The organism is Pseudomonas sp. CGJS7, from assembly GCF_036961695.1.
This window is the reverse complement of sequence record NZ_JBAMDI010000011.1, coordinates 104923-119224: the sequence shown is the minus strand read 5'-3', so window position 1 is coordinate 119224 and position 14302 is coordinate 104923. Positions and strand designations below refer to the sequence as shown.

General features: G+C 63.8%; 12 protein-coding genes and 1 pseudogene. 6 read left to right on the top strand and 7 right to left on the bottom strand.

Annotated features, from left to right (window positions below):
- The first annotated feature begins 18 nt into the window (after window positions 1-18).
- Window positions 19-873, top strand: coding sequence for a sulfurtransferase (locus V7787_RS09695; RefSeq protein ID WP_064493543.1), 855 nt, complete (start codon window positions 19-21; stop codon window positions 871-873).
- Window positions 874-975: 102 nt separating this feature from the next.
- Here the strand turns inward: V7787_RS09695 and V7787_RS09690 are convergent, their stop codons facing one another.
- From V7787_RS09690 to V7787_RS09665, 6 genes are all read right to left on the bottom strand, one after another.
- Window positions 976-1968 (bottom strand): hydrolase, encoded by a 993-nt coding sequence (locus tag V7787_RS09690; RefSeq protein ID WP_010955654.1) that lies wholly within the window; start codon window positions 1966-1968, stop codon window positions 976-978.
- A gap of 60 nt (window positions 1969-2028) precedes the next feature.
- Entirely contained in the window at window positions 2029-3399 is a 1371-nt protein-coding gene (locus V7787_RS09685) for a M16 family metallopeptidase (protein ID WP_064493544.1), read from the bottom strand.
- Entirely contained in the window at window positions 3392-4693 is a 1302-nt protein-coding gene (locus tag V7787_RS09680) for a M16 family metallopeptidase (RefSeq protein WP_336087633.1), read from the bottom strand. Before V7787_RS09680 ends, V7787_RS09685 begins: the two co-directional genes overlap by 8 nt.
- Before the next feature lie 90 nt (window positions 4694-4783).
- On the bottom strand, window positions 4784-5386 hold the full coding sequence (gene rsmD / locus V7787_RS09675) for a 16S rRNA (guanine(966)-N(2))-methyltransferase RsmD (protein WP_010955651.1): 603 nt from the start codon (window positions 5384-5386) through the stop codon (window positions 4784-4786).
- Window positions 5386-6876 carry a M16 family metallopeptidase gene (locus tag V7787_RS09670; RefSeq protein ID WP_336087631.1) on the bottom strand — a complete coding sequence of 497 codons (1491 nt, stop codon included), beginning with the start codon at window positions 6874-6876 and terminating at the stop codon, window positions 5386-5388. Before V7787_RS09670 ends, rsmD begins: the two co-directional genes overlap by 1 nt.
- Window positions 6869-8224, bottom strand: a complete 1356-nt coding sequence (locus V7787_RS09665) for a M16 family metallopeptidase (protein WP_021783655.1) — start codon at window positions 8222-8224, stop codon at window positions 6869-6871. Before V7787_RS09665 ends, V7787_RS09670 begins: the two co-directional genes overlap by 8 nt.
- A 231-nt stretch (window positions 8225-8455) precedes the next feature.
- Here V7787_RS09665 and ftsY point away from each other — a divergent pair, with 231 nt between their 5' ends.
- From ftsY to rpoH, 4 genes are all read left to right on the top strand, one after another.
- Complete coding sequence (ftsY, locus tag V7787_RS09660; protein ID WP_336087628.1) at window positions 8456-9940, top strand: signal recognition particle-docking protein FtsY; 1485 nt, start codon at window positions 8456-8458, stop codon at window positions 9938-9940.
- 2 nt (window positions 9941-9942) lie between these two features.
- The gene (gene ftsE, locus V7787_RS09655) at window positions 9943-10614 is read left to right on the top strand and encodes a cell division ATP-binding protein FtsE (protein ID WP_003249079.1); all 672 of its coding nucleotides are present in this window, start codon (window positions 9943-9945) and stop codon (window positions 10612-10614) included.
- Complete coding sequence (gene ftsX / locus V7787_RS09650; protein ID WP_010955647.1) at window positions 10611-11636, top strand: permease-like cell division protein FtsX; 1026 nt, start codon at window positions 10611-10613, stop codon at window positions 11634-11636. The genes ftsE and ftsX overlap by 4 nt, the downstream gene beginning before the upstream one ends.
- Before the next feature lie 111 nt (window positions 11637-11747).
- On the top strand, window positions 11748-12602 hold the full coding sequence (gene rpoH, locus V7787_RS09645; RefSeq protein ID WP_003249083.1) for an RNA polymerase sigma factor RpoH: 855 nt from the start codon (window positions 11748-11750) through the stop codon (window positions 12600-12602).
- 474 nt (window positions 12603-13076) lie between these two features.
- On the opposite strand, the pseudogene mtgA reads toward rpoH, so the two are convergent.
- A pseudogene (mtgA, locus tag V7787_RS09640) lies at window positions 13077-13822 on the bottom strand (monofunctional biosynthetic peptidoglycan transglycosylase).
- Between the two features lie 29 nt (window positions 13823-13851).
- On the opposite strand from mtgA, the gene V7787_RS09635 reads away from it, so the two are divergent.
- Entirely contained in the window at window positions 13852-14223 is a 372-nt protein-coding gene (locus tag V7787_RS09635) for a DUF423 domain-containing protein (protein WP_010955645.1), read from the top strand.
- Window positions 14224-14302 lie beyond the last annotated feature (79 nt).

The following is a 14302-nucleotide window of genomic DNA, read 5'->3' as shown; positions in this document are numbered from 1 at the left end:
ATCGATCAGGAGATTGTCATGCCCCTTGCGCAATTGATCACCCCGCAGCAGTTGGCCGAACGTCTGGGCTCGCCCAAGTTGGTGATCCTCGACTGCCGCTTTGCCCTCGAGGATGTGGACTATGGCCAGCGCAGCTATGCCCTGGGGCATATTGAGGGGGCGCATTTTGCCGACCTGGACCGGGATCTCAGCGGGCCGGTGAGCAAGGGGCGCACCGGGCGCCACCCATTGCCCGATCCGCAGCGGCTGGTCGAGCGCCTGCGAGAGTGGGGCCTGAACAACGACAGCGAGGTGGTGCTGTACGACGACGGCCCCGGCGCCTTTGCCGCCCGCGCCTGGTGGCTACTGGTCTGGCTGGGCAAGCGCAGTGGTGTGGCGATTCTCGACGGTGGCCTGAAGGCCTGGCACGCGGCGCACCTGCCGTTGAGCCTGGACCCGCCGCCCAAACGTGAGGGCACTTTCAGTGGTGAACCTGACGCGAAGCTGCTGATCGATGCCGACCATCTGGGCAAGCGCCTTGGTAGCACAGACCTGACCTTGATCGATGCGCGTGCCTTGCCACGTTTTCGTGGTGAAGTGGAACCGATCGACCCGGTGGCGGGGCATATTCCCGGTGCCCAGTGCGCGGCGTTTACCGACAACCTGGGGGATGACGGGCGTTTTCTGCCGGCGGATGAGCTAAAGCAGCGTTTTGCCGAAAAGCTGGCTGGACGGGCGCCGGAGCAGTTGGTGTCTTATTGTGGGTCTGGGGTAACCGCTTGCCATAACCTGTTTGCGCTGGCGCTGGCGGGGTACCCGCTGGGCAAGCTGTATGCGGGGTCGTGGAGTGAGTGGATCAACAACCCGCAGCATGCTGTGGCCACCGGCGAGTAAGCAGACCGGGTTGAACCCCCGCGGTGGGTGGCACCGGCAATGCCGGTGTTCGCGGGCATGCCCGCTCCCACAGGGGGCGCGCAGCCTTTACCAATTCGCGGGCTAGCTACCGTCCACCAGCCACTGCGGAATCCGTCGTTCCAGGTAGTACCCCGGATTTCGCAGGCTACCATCGACAAATCCCACATGCCCACCGCGGTCATGCAGTTCGAAGCGGGTTTGTGGTGACAGTTCACGGGCCGTCGGCAGGCTGTGGCTGGACACGAACGGGTCATCGCTGGAATGGATGATCAGCGTAGGTGTGCGGTTCTGGCCAAGGAAGAAGTGGCTCGATGAGCGGCGATAGTAGTCGTGCGCATCGCGAAAGCCATTGAGCGGTGCAGTGACTTTACCGTCGAAGTCCCAGAATGTGCGCAAATTGGTGAGTTGGCCCAAGCGTTCCAGTGTCGCCAGCTGTTCATGCTGGCCCCGGGCGTGGAAGTGCCGCTGCTTGAGCTGAACATACGCCAGCATCTCGCGCATGAAATGCGCCTGATACACCTTGGAGAACCCTTGGCCGATACGGTCGGCACAGTGGTCCAGGCGAAAGGGCACCGAAACTGCAGCCGCTGCCTCCAGTTGGCTGGCGACGCCGCTCTCTCCCAGGTATTTCAACAGTACATTGCCACCCAGCGAATAACCCACTGCATACAGCGGCGCCAGCGGGCGCTGGGCGCGAAGATGGCTGACAATTTCCGCCAGGTCTTCGCTGGCGCCGGAATGGTAGCTGCGCGGCAACAGGTTGGGCTCGCCTGAACAACCCCGCCAGTTCACGGCCACACTGGCCCAGCCGCGATCTTGCAGCGCTTGCTGCAAGCCTTTCACGTAGGGCGAGTGAGACGAGCCGGTCAGCCCATGCAGCACAATGACCAGTGGCGCATGGGGTTGGTGCGGGCCGTGCCAGTCCAGGTCGATGAAGTCGCCGTCGGCCAGCCACAGCCGCTCTCGGTCACGCTGCAGCTCAGGCAGCTTGCGCCAGAGCGGCCCCCACAGGGTCTGCAGGTGGGGATTGGATAGGCCGATGGCCGGACGGAATGTGGCGTTGTGGCTGGGCATGCTGGGTGGCTCATGATGTGCCCTGCTAGCTTGCCATGAAACAGCGCCACAATACCTGCGCTATTGGTCGGGGGCTGGCAGCGGCTGTTGCTGAACGCCTGGTCCGACACTGACAAGCACCTTGCGGCTCAGGGCCAGCCGGCGCTGCATGACGGCTCGGACATCTGCCGGGGTAAGTTCGGCAATACGGGCGCTGTACGTGTCGAGATGATCGGCAGGTTGCCGTTGATGGGTTACTTCCGTCAGCAGTGTTGCCAGTTGCCTGTTCTGCGCGATCCCTCGCAGCAACTGCCCTTCCAGCTGTTTGCGTGCCAGTTGCAGCTCCAGCTGGGTGGGCCCTTCGTCGATGAACGCCTGTAGCAGGGTTTCTACCAGTGCCTGCGTGCCCTGCACATGCTGGGGCGCAACCTCCCATTCCACGGTGAACAGGCCGCCTGCACTCAATGGCAATACATGCGTGTGCACGCCGTAGGTCAGGCCGCGTCGTTGGCGCAACTCCACCATCAAGCGCGACTCGAGGCCCTCTCCCAGAACAGCACTTGCCAAGGTCAGGGCCAGAAACTCCGGATCGTTGGCGGGTACGTTCATTGGCAGTGCCAGCAGGATCGCACTGCTGGCACCAGCCTGCTCGACGGCTATCGTCGCGCTGGGAGCTGATGGGGCCGCCGGTAGTTCAGTGGCCGACCAGCCTTGCGGCAGGGCCTGGCTGATCTGTTGTGAGATGGCTTGGGCTTGTCCAGGCGAAAGGTCGCCTACCACGACCATCTCAAGGTTGCTGGCGCTGTAGGCGCGTTGGTGGAATGCCCGCAAGTCCTCAGGGGTAATGGCCTCGATACCTTGAGCGGTGCTGCCCAGAGGGTTGCCGTAAGGATGCCCGTTGAACAGGTGGCGGAAGACTTCGCTACGTGCTCTGAGGATGGGTAGCCGCTCGCGCGATGCATGGTTTTGCAGCAACTGGCGCTTGATCTTGGTCAGGGCCATTGGGTGGAAGACTGGGTGGGCCACGAGGTCGGTGAACACCGCCAAGGCCGGGTCGAGCAAAGAAGGGGGGCTAAGGCTGCGAAGGCGCAGCGTCGCATGTTCCAGACGTACTTGTTTTTCCATGACCGCGCCCAGGCGCTCCAGGTGCTCAGCCTGCTGGGCGGCCGTGTAGGCTTGGCTACCCTCATCGAGCATGGAGAGCGTCAAGGCTGCCAGGCCAGGGTACAGAGTGTCCTGCGTGGTGCCGGCCTTGAACCGTAGTATCACGTCAACGATTGGCAGTTCCCGTGCTTCAACGAATTTGACGTCCGTGCCCGCAGTCGTCTTCCACGCTTGAACCTGTGTATGGATGGTTTCGAACTGGTCCAGGTCAAGTCCCTGGGCAGAGAGCAGCCCGCCGTAGAGGTTGTTGGCTCCGGCAGGCTGTTGCAGGGTCGTTGAGTCAGTCATGAGCGCTTTCCTTGTGGTGCGTGAACGTGAAGGCTGCACGGGAATGGGTGAGGAATTCATAGGCAGCCAGGCCTACCTGCTCGGCTGTCACGGTCTCGATGGCCTGTTGTTCTTCCTCGAGCGAAATGACCGGCAAGCCACAGGCGGCCTGTTTACCCATGGTTTGGGCCTGCTCGGCAATGTCGTCCCGTTCGAACAGCAGCCTGGCCAGCAGACGAGCCTTGGCACGTTGCAGGTGTTCCTTGGCTGGCGCCGACTGGCGAAACGCTTCGATCTCCTGCATCAGTCGTTCGGCGGCGGTCTGCGGGGTTACGTGTGGGCTGCAGAACGCGTAAAGGGTCAGCAAGCTGTCACCGCGCTGCCAGGGTTCATAGGTCGCTTTGATGTATTGCAGGATTGGTTCGTCCAGCAGCAGCCTGCGCTGGAGGATGCTGCTGTAGCCGTTGGCAAGCAGATCGGGAAGCAGACGCAGCGCGTAGGCCTGCCTGGCAGACCGCGCGGTACGCTGGCTGGGTAGTTTGAAGCTTATGATCACGCCGTTGTGCAAGCCTGGCAGGCGCAGCGTCTGAAAACGCCGGCCCTGGGAGGAGGGCCCTGTGGGTAAGGGCCGCATCGGCAAGCGATGGGCGGGGATCGCCGCAAAGTGGCGCTTCACCAAGGTTTGCAGTTGTAGCAGGCTGATGTCGCCGGCCACGGCGAGGGTGGCATTATTGGGGTGGTACCAGGTCTTGTACCAGGTACGCGCTGCGGCTGGAGTGAGGCTCTCCAGATCTGACATGTGGCCAATGACAGGCGTGCCATGGCCACTATTGCCGTAAGCCAGCAAGTCGTGATGCTCCAGCGCCAATGCCCAAGGGTTGTTGTCCACTGCCTCGCGTCGCTCAGCCATGACCACTGCCAGTTCCCGAGCAAAGGGCGTATCGCCGAGGGTGGCACTGGCCATGACATCAGCCATGGCCTCCAGGGCAATTTCCAGGTGGCGGGTTGGCAAGGTGAGCGGAAATACCGTGGCATCCGCATAGGTGAATGCATTCGGGTCGCCGCCCAAGCGGGTCATCAGGGTTGAGTACTGGCCAGGCGCCAGTTTGCTGCTGCCCTCGAACAGTAGATGTTCCAAGGCATGGGACAGGCCGGTGTGGCCTTCAGGTTCGTAGCTGGAGCCTACGTGGTACCACAGCTGCACGCTGACCAGTGGCGCACGGTGGTCTTCACGCAGGCAGACGTGCAGGCCATTGGCGAGGGTAAAAGAACCTTTCGAGGCTGCCATTAGCGGCGGGGAGGGGTGTTCGGCCATGGTTGAACTGCTCCTTCAGGAAATGAAGGTGCAGCTTCAACCATGGCGCAGGTGGGGTGCGGTAACTAAGTACACCCAACCCGCGGGTAATCAGCCCCGCTGCCAGAGTGCGTAGTGCACCTGGCCGGTCTTCTTCTCGCGGTGCAGCCGCCAGTTGCCCGGCAGCTGCAAGGTCGAGGGTGCCGCTTCGCTTTCGGTGTAGACCCATGCCTGCTCGCCCAGCCACTGATTCTGCTCCAGCATGTTGCAGGTGTTGGCCAGCAGGTCCTGATGGAACGGCGGGTCGAGGAACACGACATCGAACTGCTGCTTGGCCGGGCCTTGCAGGTAGCGCAGGGCGTCGGTTTGCAGGATTTGCCCGCGAGGGCAGCGCAGGATTTCGAGGTTGTTCTTCAGGTTGGCGATGGCCGCAGGGTTACTGTCCAGCGCCACGGCGTCCTCGGCCCCACGGGACAGGGCTTCGAGCACCAGGGCACCACTGCCGGTGAAGGCGTCCAGCACGCGGGCGCCCTCGATGTAGGGGGCCAGCCAGTTGAATACGGTTTCCCGCACGCGGTCAGGCGTTGGCCGCAGGCCTTCGCCTTCCGGCACCGCCAGGCGGCGGCTGCGCCACTCGCCGGCGATGATGCGCAGGTGGCCCTGGCCCTTGCTTTGGCCCGCTTGCGGGCGGGCGGGAGGGGTGGATCTTGGCATTAGTGCTCCGGTACCCCGAGCGGTTGCTCGGAGGGCTTGTCAGTGGGTGCTGGCAGCGGTTTTTGTGGCACTTTCGGGCCAACGGTGACGATCACCAGTTTATCGGCTGACAGGTGTTTGTTCATGGCTGCCTTGACCTGTTCGACGGTAAGGGCCTGGGACTGTTGCATGAAGTCCTCAAGCCAGGTCAGCGGCAAGTTGTAGAAGCCGATCGCGCCCAGTTGGCCGACGATACTGGCATTACTGGCGTTGGACAGCGGGAAGCTGCCGGCCAGTTCGCGCTTGGCATCGTCCAGTTCCTGTTGGGTCGGGCCCGTCTTCAGGTAGTCGGCGAGAATGCCTTGCACCAGCTTGAGCGTACCTTCGCTGAGCTCGGCACGGGTTTGCAGGTTGATCATGAACGGGCCGCGTACCTGCATCGGGCTGAATACCGAGTAAACGCCGTAGGTCAGGCCGCGCTTCTCTCTCACCTCGCTCATCAGCCGGGTACCGAAGGCGCCACCGCCAAGGATCTGGTTGCCCATGGACAGGGCTGGCCAGTCCGGGTCTTGGCGGTCGATCCCCAGTTCGGCCAGCATCAGGTGGGTCTGCTTGGACGGGAAGTCGATGTGGGTCAGGCCGGCCTTGGCGTCTGCGGGTTGGGCCGGTGCGGCCAGCGCAGGGCCCTTGGGCAGGCCGGCAGACACCTGTGCGGCGATGGCTTCGGCCTCTGCACGGCTGAGGTCGCCGACCAGGGCGATTACCGCATTGCCGCCGGTATAGGCCTTCGCGTGGAACGCGCGCAGTTGGGCAAGGCTTATTCCCGTGACGCTCTCGGCGGTGCCGTCGCTTGGGTGGGCATAGGGGTGGTCGCCATAGAGCTTGCCGAAAAGGGCCTTGCCGGCGATCTTGCCGGGGTTTTGCTTCTCATATTCGAAGCCAGCCAACATCTGGTTCTTGATGCGCTTGAGGGCATCCTCGGGGAATGTCGGCTTGCCCGCCACCTCTGTAAACAGTTTGAGGGCCGGTTCGCGCTTGTCTTTGGCACTGAGGCTGCGCAGCGATGCGACGGCCATGTCGCGGTAGGAGCCGTTGCCAAAGTCTGCGCCCAGGCCTTCGAAGCCCTCGGCGATGGCGGTGACGTCCTTGCCGGCCACGCCCTCGTTGAGCATGGCGTTGGTCAGCGCGGCCAGGCCTGGCGTGCCGCCGTCCTGGCTGCTGCCGGCGGCGAAGGTGACGCGCAGGTCGAACATGGGCAGTTCGCGGGCTTCGACGAACAGCACCCGGGCACCTTCGGCGGTGTTCCAGTGCTGGATGTTCAACTGACGCCGGCTGGGTGCCTTACCATTCAGTTCGGCCAGCGACTGCAGGGTGTTGGCCGGGCGGGCCGCGCTGCTGTCGGCCTTGGCAGCGTTATCGGCCATGGCCGGAGCGGCCAGCACTGCCGCCAGCGCCAGGGCACGAATGCCCGTGGCCAGCAGGGTTGGGCGTGGTGCGCGGCGATCACTCATGGGCGGACTCCTCGGGCAGTACATGGGCAACGCTCAGGCGTTCGCGGGTGAAGTAGGTGCGCGCGGCGTTCTGGATGTCCTGTGGGGTGACGCGCTTGAGTTCGTCCAGTTCGCTGTCGATCAGCTTCCAGGACAGGCCGACGGTTTCCAGCTGGCCGATGGTGGTGGCCTGGCTGCTGATGGAGTCGCGGTCGTAGACCAGGCCGGCGATGACCTGGGCGCGTACGCGTTCCAGCTCTTCTGCGCTGGGCGGCGTGCTCTTGAGTTCGTCAAGCAGCTGCCAGATGCCTTTTTCGACGTCGGCGAGGGTTTTCTGCTTCTGCACATTCGGCGTCGCCGAGATCAGGAACAGGCTGTCGCCGCGGGTGAAGGCGTTGTAGCTGGACGACGCGCCGGCCACCAGTTCCTGGCCACGCTCCAGGCGGGCCGGCATGCGGGCGCTGTAGCCACCGTCGAGCAGTGCCGAGATCAGGCGCAGGGCGTGCACCGTCCGAGGGTCCTTGGCGGTGGGCAGGCCGGGCACGTTGAAGCCGTAGATCAGGCTTGGCAGCTGGGTGCGTACGTGCAGGGTCAACTGGCGCCACCCTGGTTCGGCCAGTTCCAGAGGCAGCTTGGCTGGCGGCACGGCGCGTTTGGGAATATTGCCGAAATACTTCTGCGCCAGGCCCTTGACCTCGTCGGCGGTGACATCACCGACCACCACCAGGGTGGCGTTGTTGGGGGCGTACCAGGACTCGTACCAGTGGCGCAGTTCCTCGACCTTCATGCGTTCCAGGTCGGCCATCCAGCCAATGGTCGGCGTGTGATAGCCGCTGGCCGGGTAGGCCATGGCGCGGAACAGCTCGAATGCCTTGGCATTGGGCTGGTCGTCGGTGCGCAGGCGGCGTTCTTCCTTGATGACCTCGATTTCGCGGCTGAACTCGTCGGCAGGCAGGCGCAGGCTGGCAAGGCGGTCGGCCTCCAGCTCCAGGGCTACCGGCAGGCGGTCGCGGGCCAGCACTTGGTAATAGGCGGTGTAATCGTCGCTGGTGAAGGCGTTTTCATCGGCGCCGAGGTCACGCAGAATGCGCGAGGCCTCGCCGGGGCCGACCTTGGCGCTGCCCTTGAACATCATGTGTTCCAGCGCATGGGACAAGCCGGTCTGGCCCGGGGTCTCGTAGCTGGAGCCGACCTTGTACCAGATCTGCGAGACCACCACGGGGGCGCGATGGTCTTCGCGGACCACGACCTTCAGGCCATTGTCGAGGATGAATTCGTGGGTGGGTTGCACATCGGCGGCGAAGGCCGCGAGCGGCAGGCAGAGCGTGCCGAGCAACAGGCCAGCGGCGCGGCGGGCTAGAGCATTCATACGGTGTTTAACCTGTTCGGCGGCCCGCTGGGTTTAGCGTCGGCGGGCCAGGAGGTGCTAGGATACTGATCCGGTTGCCTGGCGACCATGCCTGTCGCCGTTCTGGCCCACAGGACACTAAGTCAAAACGTTGCGCATGAACCAGCCGGCTTCAAGATAGTCTGTTCTGCGTAGAGAGAATTCCCGATTGGCCGTAGCTGGCCTATCGCTACCCTGAGATAGCCGTCTTCCATGTTTGGTTCCAACGACGACAAAAAAGCGCCGGCCGAGGCTGGTGAGAAGAAAGGCCTGTTCAGCTGGTTTCGCAAGAAGCCGCAGCCACCTGCGGGAGCGGGCGTGCCCGCGCATGAACCCCCCGCTGTCGAGCAGTCTGCAGCCGCTCCGGTCGAGGGATCTGCCGCCGAAGCGCCACAGGCCCCCGAACCCGTTCAGGCCGTTGCGGCCCCACAGCTAGCTGAGCCGCAGCCGCTCGCGGCCCCCCCCCGGCCCCCGGTAGTCGAGGCCCCCGTCCCTGAACCGGTTGCGTCCCAGCCGTTGCAGGCGCCTGAGCCAGAGCCGGTCGCATCCCAGCCGCTGGTGGCACCTGCACCGCAGCCGGTTGCGTCCATGCCCTTGCAGGCGGCCCCTGTCGAGTCTGCCCCTGTCGAGGCCGCAGCGCCGGTCAGCAACCTGGTGCTGCCGGTTGCCGAAGAGCCCGTGGCCCTGGTGCCGGACCTGGAGCCGAAGGCACCGCCCGCAATCCCGGAACGCGCGGCACCAGCCCCTGTTGCTGCACCCGTTGAACAGGCCAAGCCCGGCTTCTTCGCGCGCCTCAAGCAAGGCCTGTCCAAGACCAGTGCCAGCATCGGCGAGGGCATGGCCAGCCTGTTCCTCGGCAAGAAGGTCATCGACGACGACCTGCTCGACGAAATCGAGACGCGCCTGCTGACTGCCGACGTGGGTGTGGAGGCTACATCGGCCATTGTCCAGAACCTGACCCAGAAGGTCGCGCGCAAGCAGTTGGCCGATGCCGATGCCCTGTACAAATCGTTGCAGGAAGAACTGGCTGCGCTGCTGCGCCCGGTCGAGCAGCCGCTGAATGTGCAGGCCCAGAACAAACCCTATGTGATCCTTGTGGTTGGCGTGAACGGCGCCGGCAAGACCACCACCATTGGCAAACTGGCGAAAAAGCTGCAACTGGAAGGCAAGAAGGTCATGCTGGCTGCCGGTGATACCTTCCGCGCAGCGGCGGTCGAGCAGTTGCAGGTGTGGGGCGAGCGTAACCAGATTCCGGTGATCGCCCAGCACACGGGTGCCGACTCTGCTTCGGTAATCTTCGATGCCGTGCAGGCCGCCAAGGCACGTGGCGTTGACGTGCTGATCGCCGACACTGCCGGCCGCCTGCACACCAAAGACAACCTGATGGAAGAGCTGAAGAAGGTCCGCCGGGTCATCGGCAAGCTCGACGTTGAGGCGCCGCACGAGGTGCTGCTGGTGCTTGACGCCGGCACCGGCCAGAACGCCATCAGTCAGGCCAAGTACTTCAACCAGAGCGTCGAGCTGACCGGCCTGGCCCTGACCAAGCTGGACGGCACTGCCAAGGGCGGGGTGATCTTCGCCCTGGCCAAGCAGTTCAACATCCCGATCCGTTTCATCGGCGTCGGTGAAGGCATCGACGACCTGCGTACCTTCGAAGCCGAGCCGTTCGTCAAGGCTCTGTTCGCCGAGCGAGATTGACCATGATCCGATTCGAGCAGGTTGCCAAGCGCTATCCCAACGGTCATGTGGGGTTGCATGAGCTGAGTTTCCGGGCGCGCCGGGGCGAATTCCTGTTCGTCACCGGCCACTCGGGCGCAGGCAAGAGCACCCTGCTGCGCCTGTTGCTGGCCATGGAGCGCCCGACCAGCGGCAAGCTGATGCTGGCAGGGCAGGACCTGGGCCAGATCAGCAATGCGCAAATCCCGTTCCTGCGCCGGCAGATCGGCGTGGTGTTCCAGAACCACCAGCTGTTGTTCGACCGCACGGTGTTCAACAACATTGCCTTGCCGCTGCAGATTCTCGGCCTGTCCAAGGTCGAGATCGCCAAGCGCGTGGACTCGGCCCTGGAGCGTGTATCGCTGTCCGACAAAGGCGAGCTGTTCCCGGCCGACCTGTCCACCGGGCAGCAGCAGCGGGTGGGTATCGCCCGCGCCATCGTTCACCAGCCGGCTCTGCTGCTGGCCGACGAGCCCACCGGTAACCTCGACCCGCGCCTGGCTGCAGAGATCATGGGCGTGTTCGAGGACATCAACCGCCTGGGCACGACGGTATTGATCGCCAGCCACGACCTGGCGCTGATCGCGCGCATGCGTCACCGCATGCTGACCTTGCAACGCGGCCGCTTGATCGGCGATGGGGAGGCCGGGCAATGAACACAACACGTACGCCGAAGGTTTCCGAGCGGGTCGCACCGAAACCGGCCGATCCGCAACCTGCGAAGAAAAAGCGCGGTGAAGACGATGATGGCCCGGACTTCCGCACCCTGCTGCATGCCTGGCTGGAAAGCCACCGTGCCAGCTTGGCCGACAGCCTGCGCCGCCTGGGCAAGCAGCCGATCGGCAGCTTCTTCACTTGCCTGGTCATGGCCGTGGCGCTGAGCATGCCGATGGGCCTGTCCTTGTTGCTGAAGAACGTCGAGCAGCTGGGCGGTTCGTGGCAGCGCGCTGCGCAGATTTCGTTGTACCTCAAGCTCGATGCCGGCAGCCGCGATGGCGAAGCGCTGCGCGACGAGATCAAGGGCATGCCTGGCGTGGCGGACGCCCAGTATGTCAGCCGCGAGCAGGCCCTGGAGGAGTTCCAGCAGCAGTCCGGGCTGGGCGAGGCCTTGCGCGAACTGCCTGACAACCCACTGCCGGGTGTGGTGGTGGTAACCCCGACCGAGGTCGACAAACCGGCCCTGGACGCCTTGCGTCAGCGCCTGTCGGAGCTGCCGCGGGTGGACGTGGCGCAACTGGACCTGGTCTGGGTCGAGCGCCTGGCAGCCATCCTCAAGCTGGGTGACCGCTTCGTCTTCGGCCTGGCCGTGATGCTGATTTCTGCCCTGTTGTTAGTAATCGGTAACACAATTCGTCTACACATTGAAAACCGTCGTATCGAGATCGAAGTGATCAAGCTGGTCGGCGGCACCGACGCCTACGTGCGCCGGCCTTTCCTGTACATGGGCGCCCTGTATGGCCTGGGCGCAGGCCTGCTGGCGTGGGGCATCCTGGCGTTTGGCCTGAACTGGCTGAACGAGGCGGTGGTAGGGCTTTCCGGGCTGTATGGCAGTGACTTCGCCCTGGGCGGCGTTCCGGCTTCCGATGGTCTGTCGCTCTTGATCGGAGCAGTGTTGTTGGGGTATATCGGTGCATGGATTGCAGTCGCCCGCCACTTGAACGAGCTGGCGCCGCGATAGTTTTTACGTGCCAGCATTGACATTTTCTTCACTGCGGAACTTGTACCGTCGTTCCAGGTCAATGTTGGCAGCGCCCACAAGGTGCGAGTTTTGTAAGTCGGAGGTTCTTGAATGACCACATCGTTGCAACCTGCCTATGCCCTGGTACCCGGTGCAAACCTGGAAGCCTATGTGCACACGGTCAACAGCATCCCGCTGCTGACGGTCGAGCAGGAGCGTGATCTGGGCGAGCGTCTCTATTATGAGCAGGATGTCGAGGCCGCTCGTCAGATGGTGATGGCCCACCTGCGTTTCGTCGTACATATCGCCCGTAGTTACGCCGGCTACGGGTTGGCCCAGGCTGACCTGATCCAGGAAGGCAATGTCGGCCTGATGAAAGCCGTCAAGCGCTTCAACCCGGAAATGGGCGTGCGCCTGGTGTCGTTCGCCGTGCACTGGATCAAGGCAGAGATCCACGAGTTCATTCTGCGCAACTGGCGCATCGTCAAGGTGGCTACCACCAAGGCTCAGCGCAAGCTGTTCTTCAACCTGCGTAGCCAGAAGAAGCGCCTGGCGTGGCTGAACAACGACGAAGTGCATCGCGTGGCGGAAAGCCTTGGCGTCGAGCCGCGCGAAGTGCGCGAGATGGAAAGCCGCCTCAGTGGCCAGGACATGGCCTTTGACCCGGCAGCGGAAGCTGACGACGACAGCGCCTTCCAGTCGCCTGCGCATTACCTGGAAGACCACCGTTACGATCCGGCGGTGCAGCTTGAGGATGCCGACTGGAGTGACAACTCCACCAGCAACCTGCACGAAGCGCTGCAGGGCCTGGACGAGCGTAGCCGCGACATTCTCTACCAGCGTTGGCTGGCGGAAGAGAAGGCCACGCTGCATGAACTGGCAGACAAGTACAGCGTATCGGCTGAGCGTATTCGCCAGTTGGAGAAGAATGCGATGAACAAGGTCAAGGCCCTGATCGCTGCCTGATCGAGTCTGGGTTGTAAAGAAAAGCCGCTGGCCCTGATGGGGTGAGCGGCTTTTTTGTTTGTGCTGGCTTTGCCGGCCTCTTCGCGGGTAAACCCGCTCCTACAGGGGATGCGGTTGCCCGTAGGCGCGGGTTTGCCCGCGAGGAGGCCGGGTATGCGGTTGCCCGGAGGCGCGGGTTTGCCCGTCAGGAGGCCGGGGATGCGGTTGCCCGTAGGCGCGGGTTTGCCCGTCAGGAGGCCGGGGATGCGGTTGCCCGTAAGCGCGGGTTTGCCCGTGAGGAGGCCGGGGATGCGGTTGCCCGTAGGCGCGGGTTTGCCCGCGAGGAGGCCGGGGGGGCGGTTGCCCGTAGGCGCGGGTTTGCCCGTGAGGAGGCCGGGGATGTGGTTGCCCGTAGGAGCGGGTTTACCCGCGAAGAGGCCGGGTATGCGGTTGCCCGTAGGAGCGGGTTTACCCGCGAAAGGGCCGGGCCTGCATTCAAAGCTTTCTGGAGGAGTCCAGCTGCATCAGGTAGCTGGGCCCACCCAGCTGGCTCATCTGCCGGCGAATCCAGCCGGCCCGGCTGGCCACGTAGGCACTTGGGCGGCTGGCACTCCACTTGATTGGGCTTGGCAGCACCGCTGCCAGCTGCGCTGCCTGCTGGCGGCTGAGCCGGCTGGCGTCGACGCCAAAGTGATAACGCGCCGCTGCCTGGGCACCAAACACGCCCTTGCCCCACTCGGCGCTGTTCAAATAGACCTCGAGAATCCGTTCCTTCGACCAGAACAGCTCGATCAGGGCGGTGAACCAGGCCTCCAGCCCCTTGCGAAACCAGCTGCGGCCTGACCACAGAAACAGGTTCTTGGCCACTTGTTGGGTCAGGGTGCTGGCGCCGCGAATGTTGCCGCCACGCTCGTTGTGGGCCAGCGCCGCCTGAATGGCCGGGAGGTCGAAGCCCCAGTGGTTGGCGAACTTCTGGTCCTCGCCAGCAATGACCGCAACCTTGAGCTCATCGGAGATGTTCTCCCATGGCTCCCAGTCGCGCTGCAGGTCGATCGGTTCACCATTCACCCATGACTGTACCTTGCGCTCGACCATCAGCGCCGTGCCGGGCGGTGGTACCCAGCGGAACACCAGCACCAGCACGATGCTGCCGGCAACGAACCAGAGCAGGGCGCGGGAGAGGCGACGGATAAGCGTTGACAGCATGTCGATGGCTTGGCCCTAAGGGTGGAAGGGGCCATTATACAGACCCGATACAAGGAGTCGTCCCATGCTTCGCAGCTTCCTGATGCTTGCCGCCTTTTTTGGCTTTACCGGTGTCGCCCTGGGCGCCTTCGCCGCTCATGGCCTGAAAAACCGGCTGACGGCTGACTACCTGGCGATCTTCCATACCGGCGTGACTTACCAACTGGTCCATGCCTTGGCGATCTTCGGCGTTGCGGTGCTCTCGGCGCACCTGCCCGGGCGCCTGGTCGGGTGGGCTGGCGGCCTGTTTGCGTTAGGCATCGTGCTGTTCTCCGGCAGCCTGTACCTGCTGACCCTCAGTGGCCTTGGCAAGCTTGGCATCATCACCCCGATTGGTGGCTTGTGCTTCCTTGTCGGCTGGCTGTGCCTGGGCCTGGCAGCCTGGCGGCTGGGCTGACCGAGTGGTCCACAATCACGACTAATGGCGCGCACCGCCCTTGGGTTGCAGGACGGTTCGGCGCTAGAATGCTGGCCCC

Coding starts and splice junctions, on each gene's coding strand:
- V7787_RS09695 (WP_064493543.1), top strand. CDS start 19: ATGCCCCTTGCGCAATTGATCACCCCGCAGCAGTTGGCCGAACGTCTG.
- V7787_RS09690 (WP_010955654.1), bottom strand. CDS start 1,968: ATGCCCAGCCACAACGCCACATTCCGTCCGGCCATCGGCCTATCCAAT.
- V7787_RS09685 (WP_064493544.1), bottom strand. CDS start 3,399: ATGACTGACTCAACGACCCTGCAACAGCCTGCCGGAGCCAACAACCTC.
- V7787_RS09680 (WP_336087633.1), bottom strand. CDS start 4,693: ATGGCCGAACACCCCTCCCCGCCGCTAATGGCAGCCTCGAAAGGTTCT.
- rsmD (WP_010955651.1), bottom strand. CDS start 5,386: ATGCCAAGATCCACCCCTCCCGCCCGCCCGCAAGCGGGCCAAAGCAAG.
- V7787_RS09670 (WP_336087631.1), bottom strand. CDS start 6,876: ATGAGTGATCGCCGCGCACCACGCCCAACCCTGCTGGCCACGGGCATT.
- V7787_RS09665 (WP_021783655.1), bottom strand. CDS start 8,224: ATGAATGCTCTAGCCCGCCGCGCCGCTGGCCTGTTGCTCGGCACGCTC.
- ftsY (WP_336087628.1), top strand. CDS start 8,456: ATGTTTGGTTCCAACGACGACAAAAAAGCGCCGGCCGAGGCTGGTGAG.
- ftsE (WP_003249079.1), top strand. CDS start 9,943: ATGATCCGATTCGAGCAGGTTGCCAAGCGCTATCCCAACGGTCATGTG.
- ftsX (WP_010955647.1), top strand. CDS start 10,611: ATGAACACAACACGTACGCCGAAGGTTTCCGAGCGGGTCGCACCGAAA.
- rpoH (WP_003249083.1), top strand. CDS start 11,748: ATGACCACATCGTTGCAACCTGCCTATGCCCTGGTACCCGGTGCAAAC.
- V7787_RS09635 (WP_010955645.1), top strand. CDS start 13,852: ATGCTTCGCAGCTTCCTGATGCTTGCCGCCTTTTTTGGCTTTACCGGT.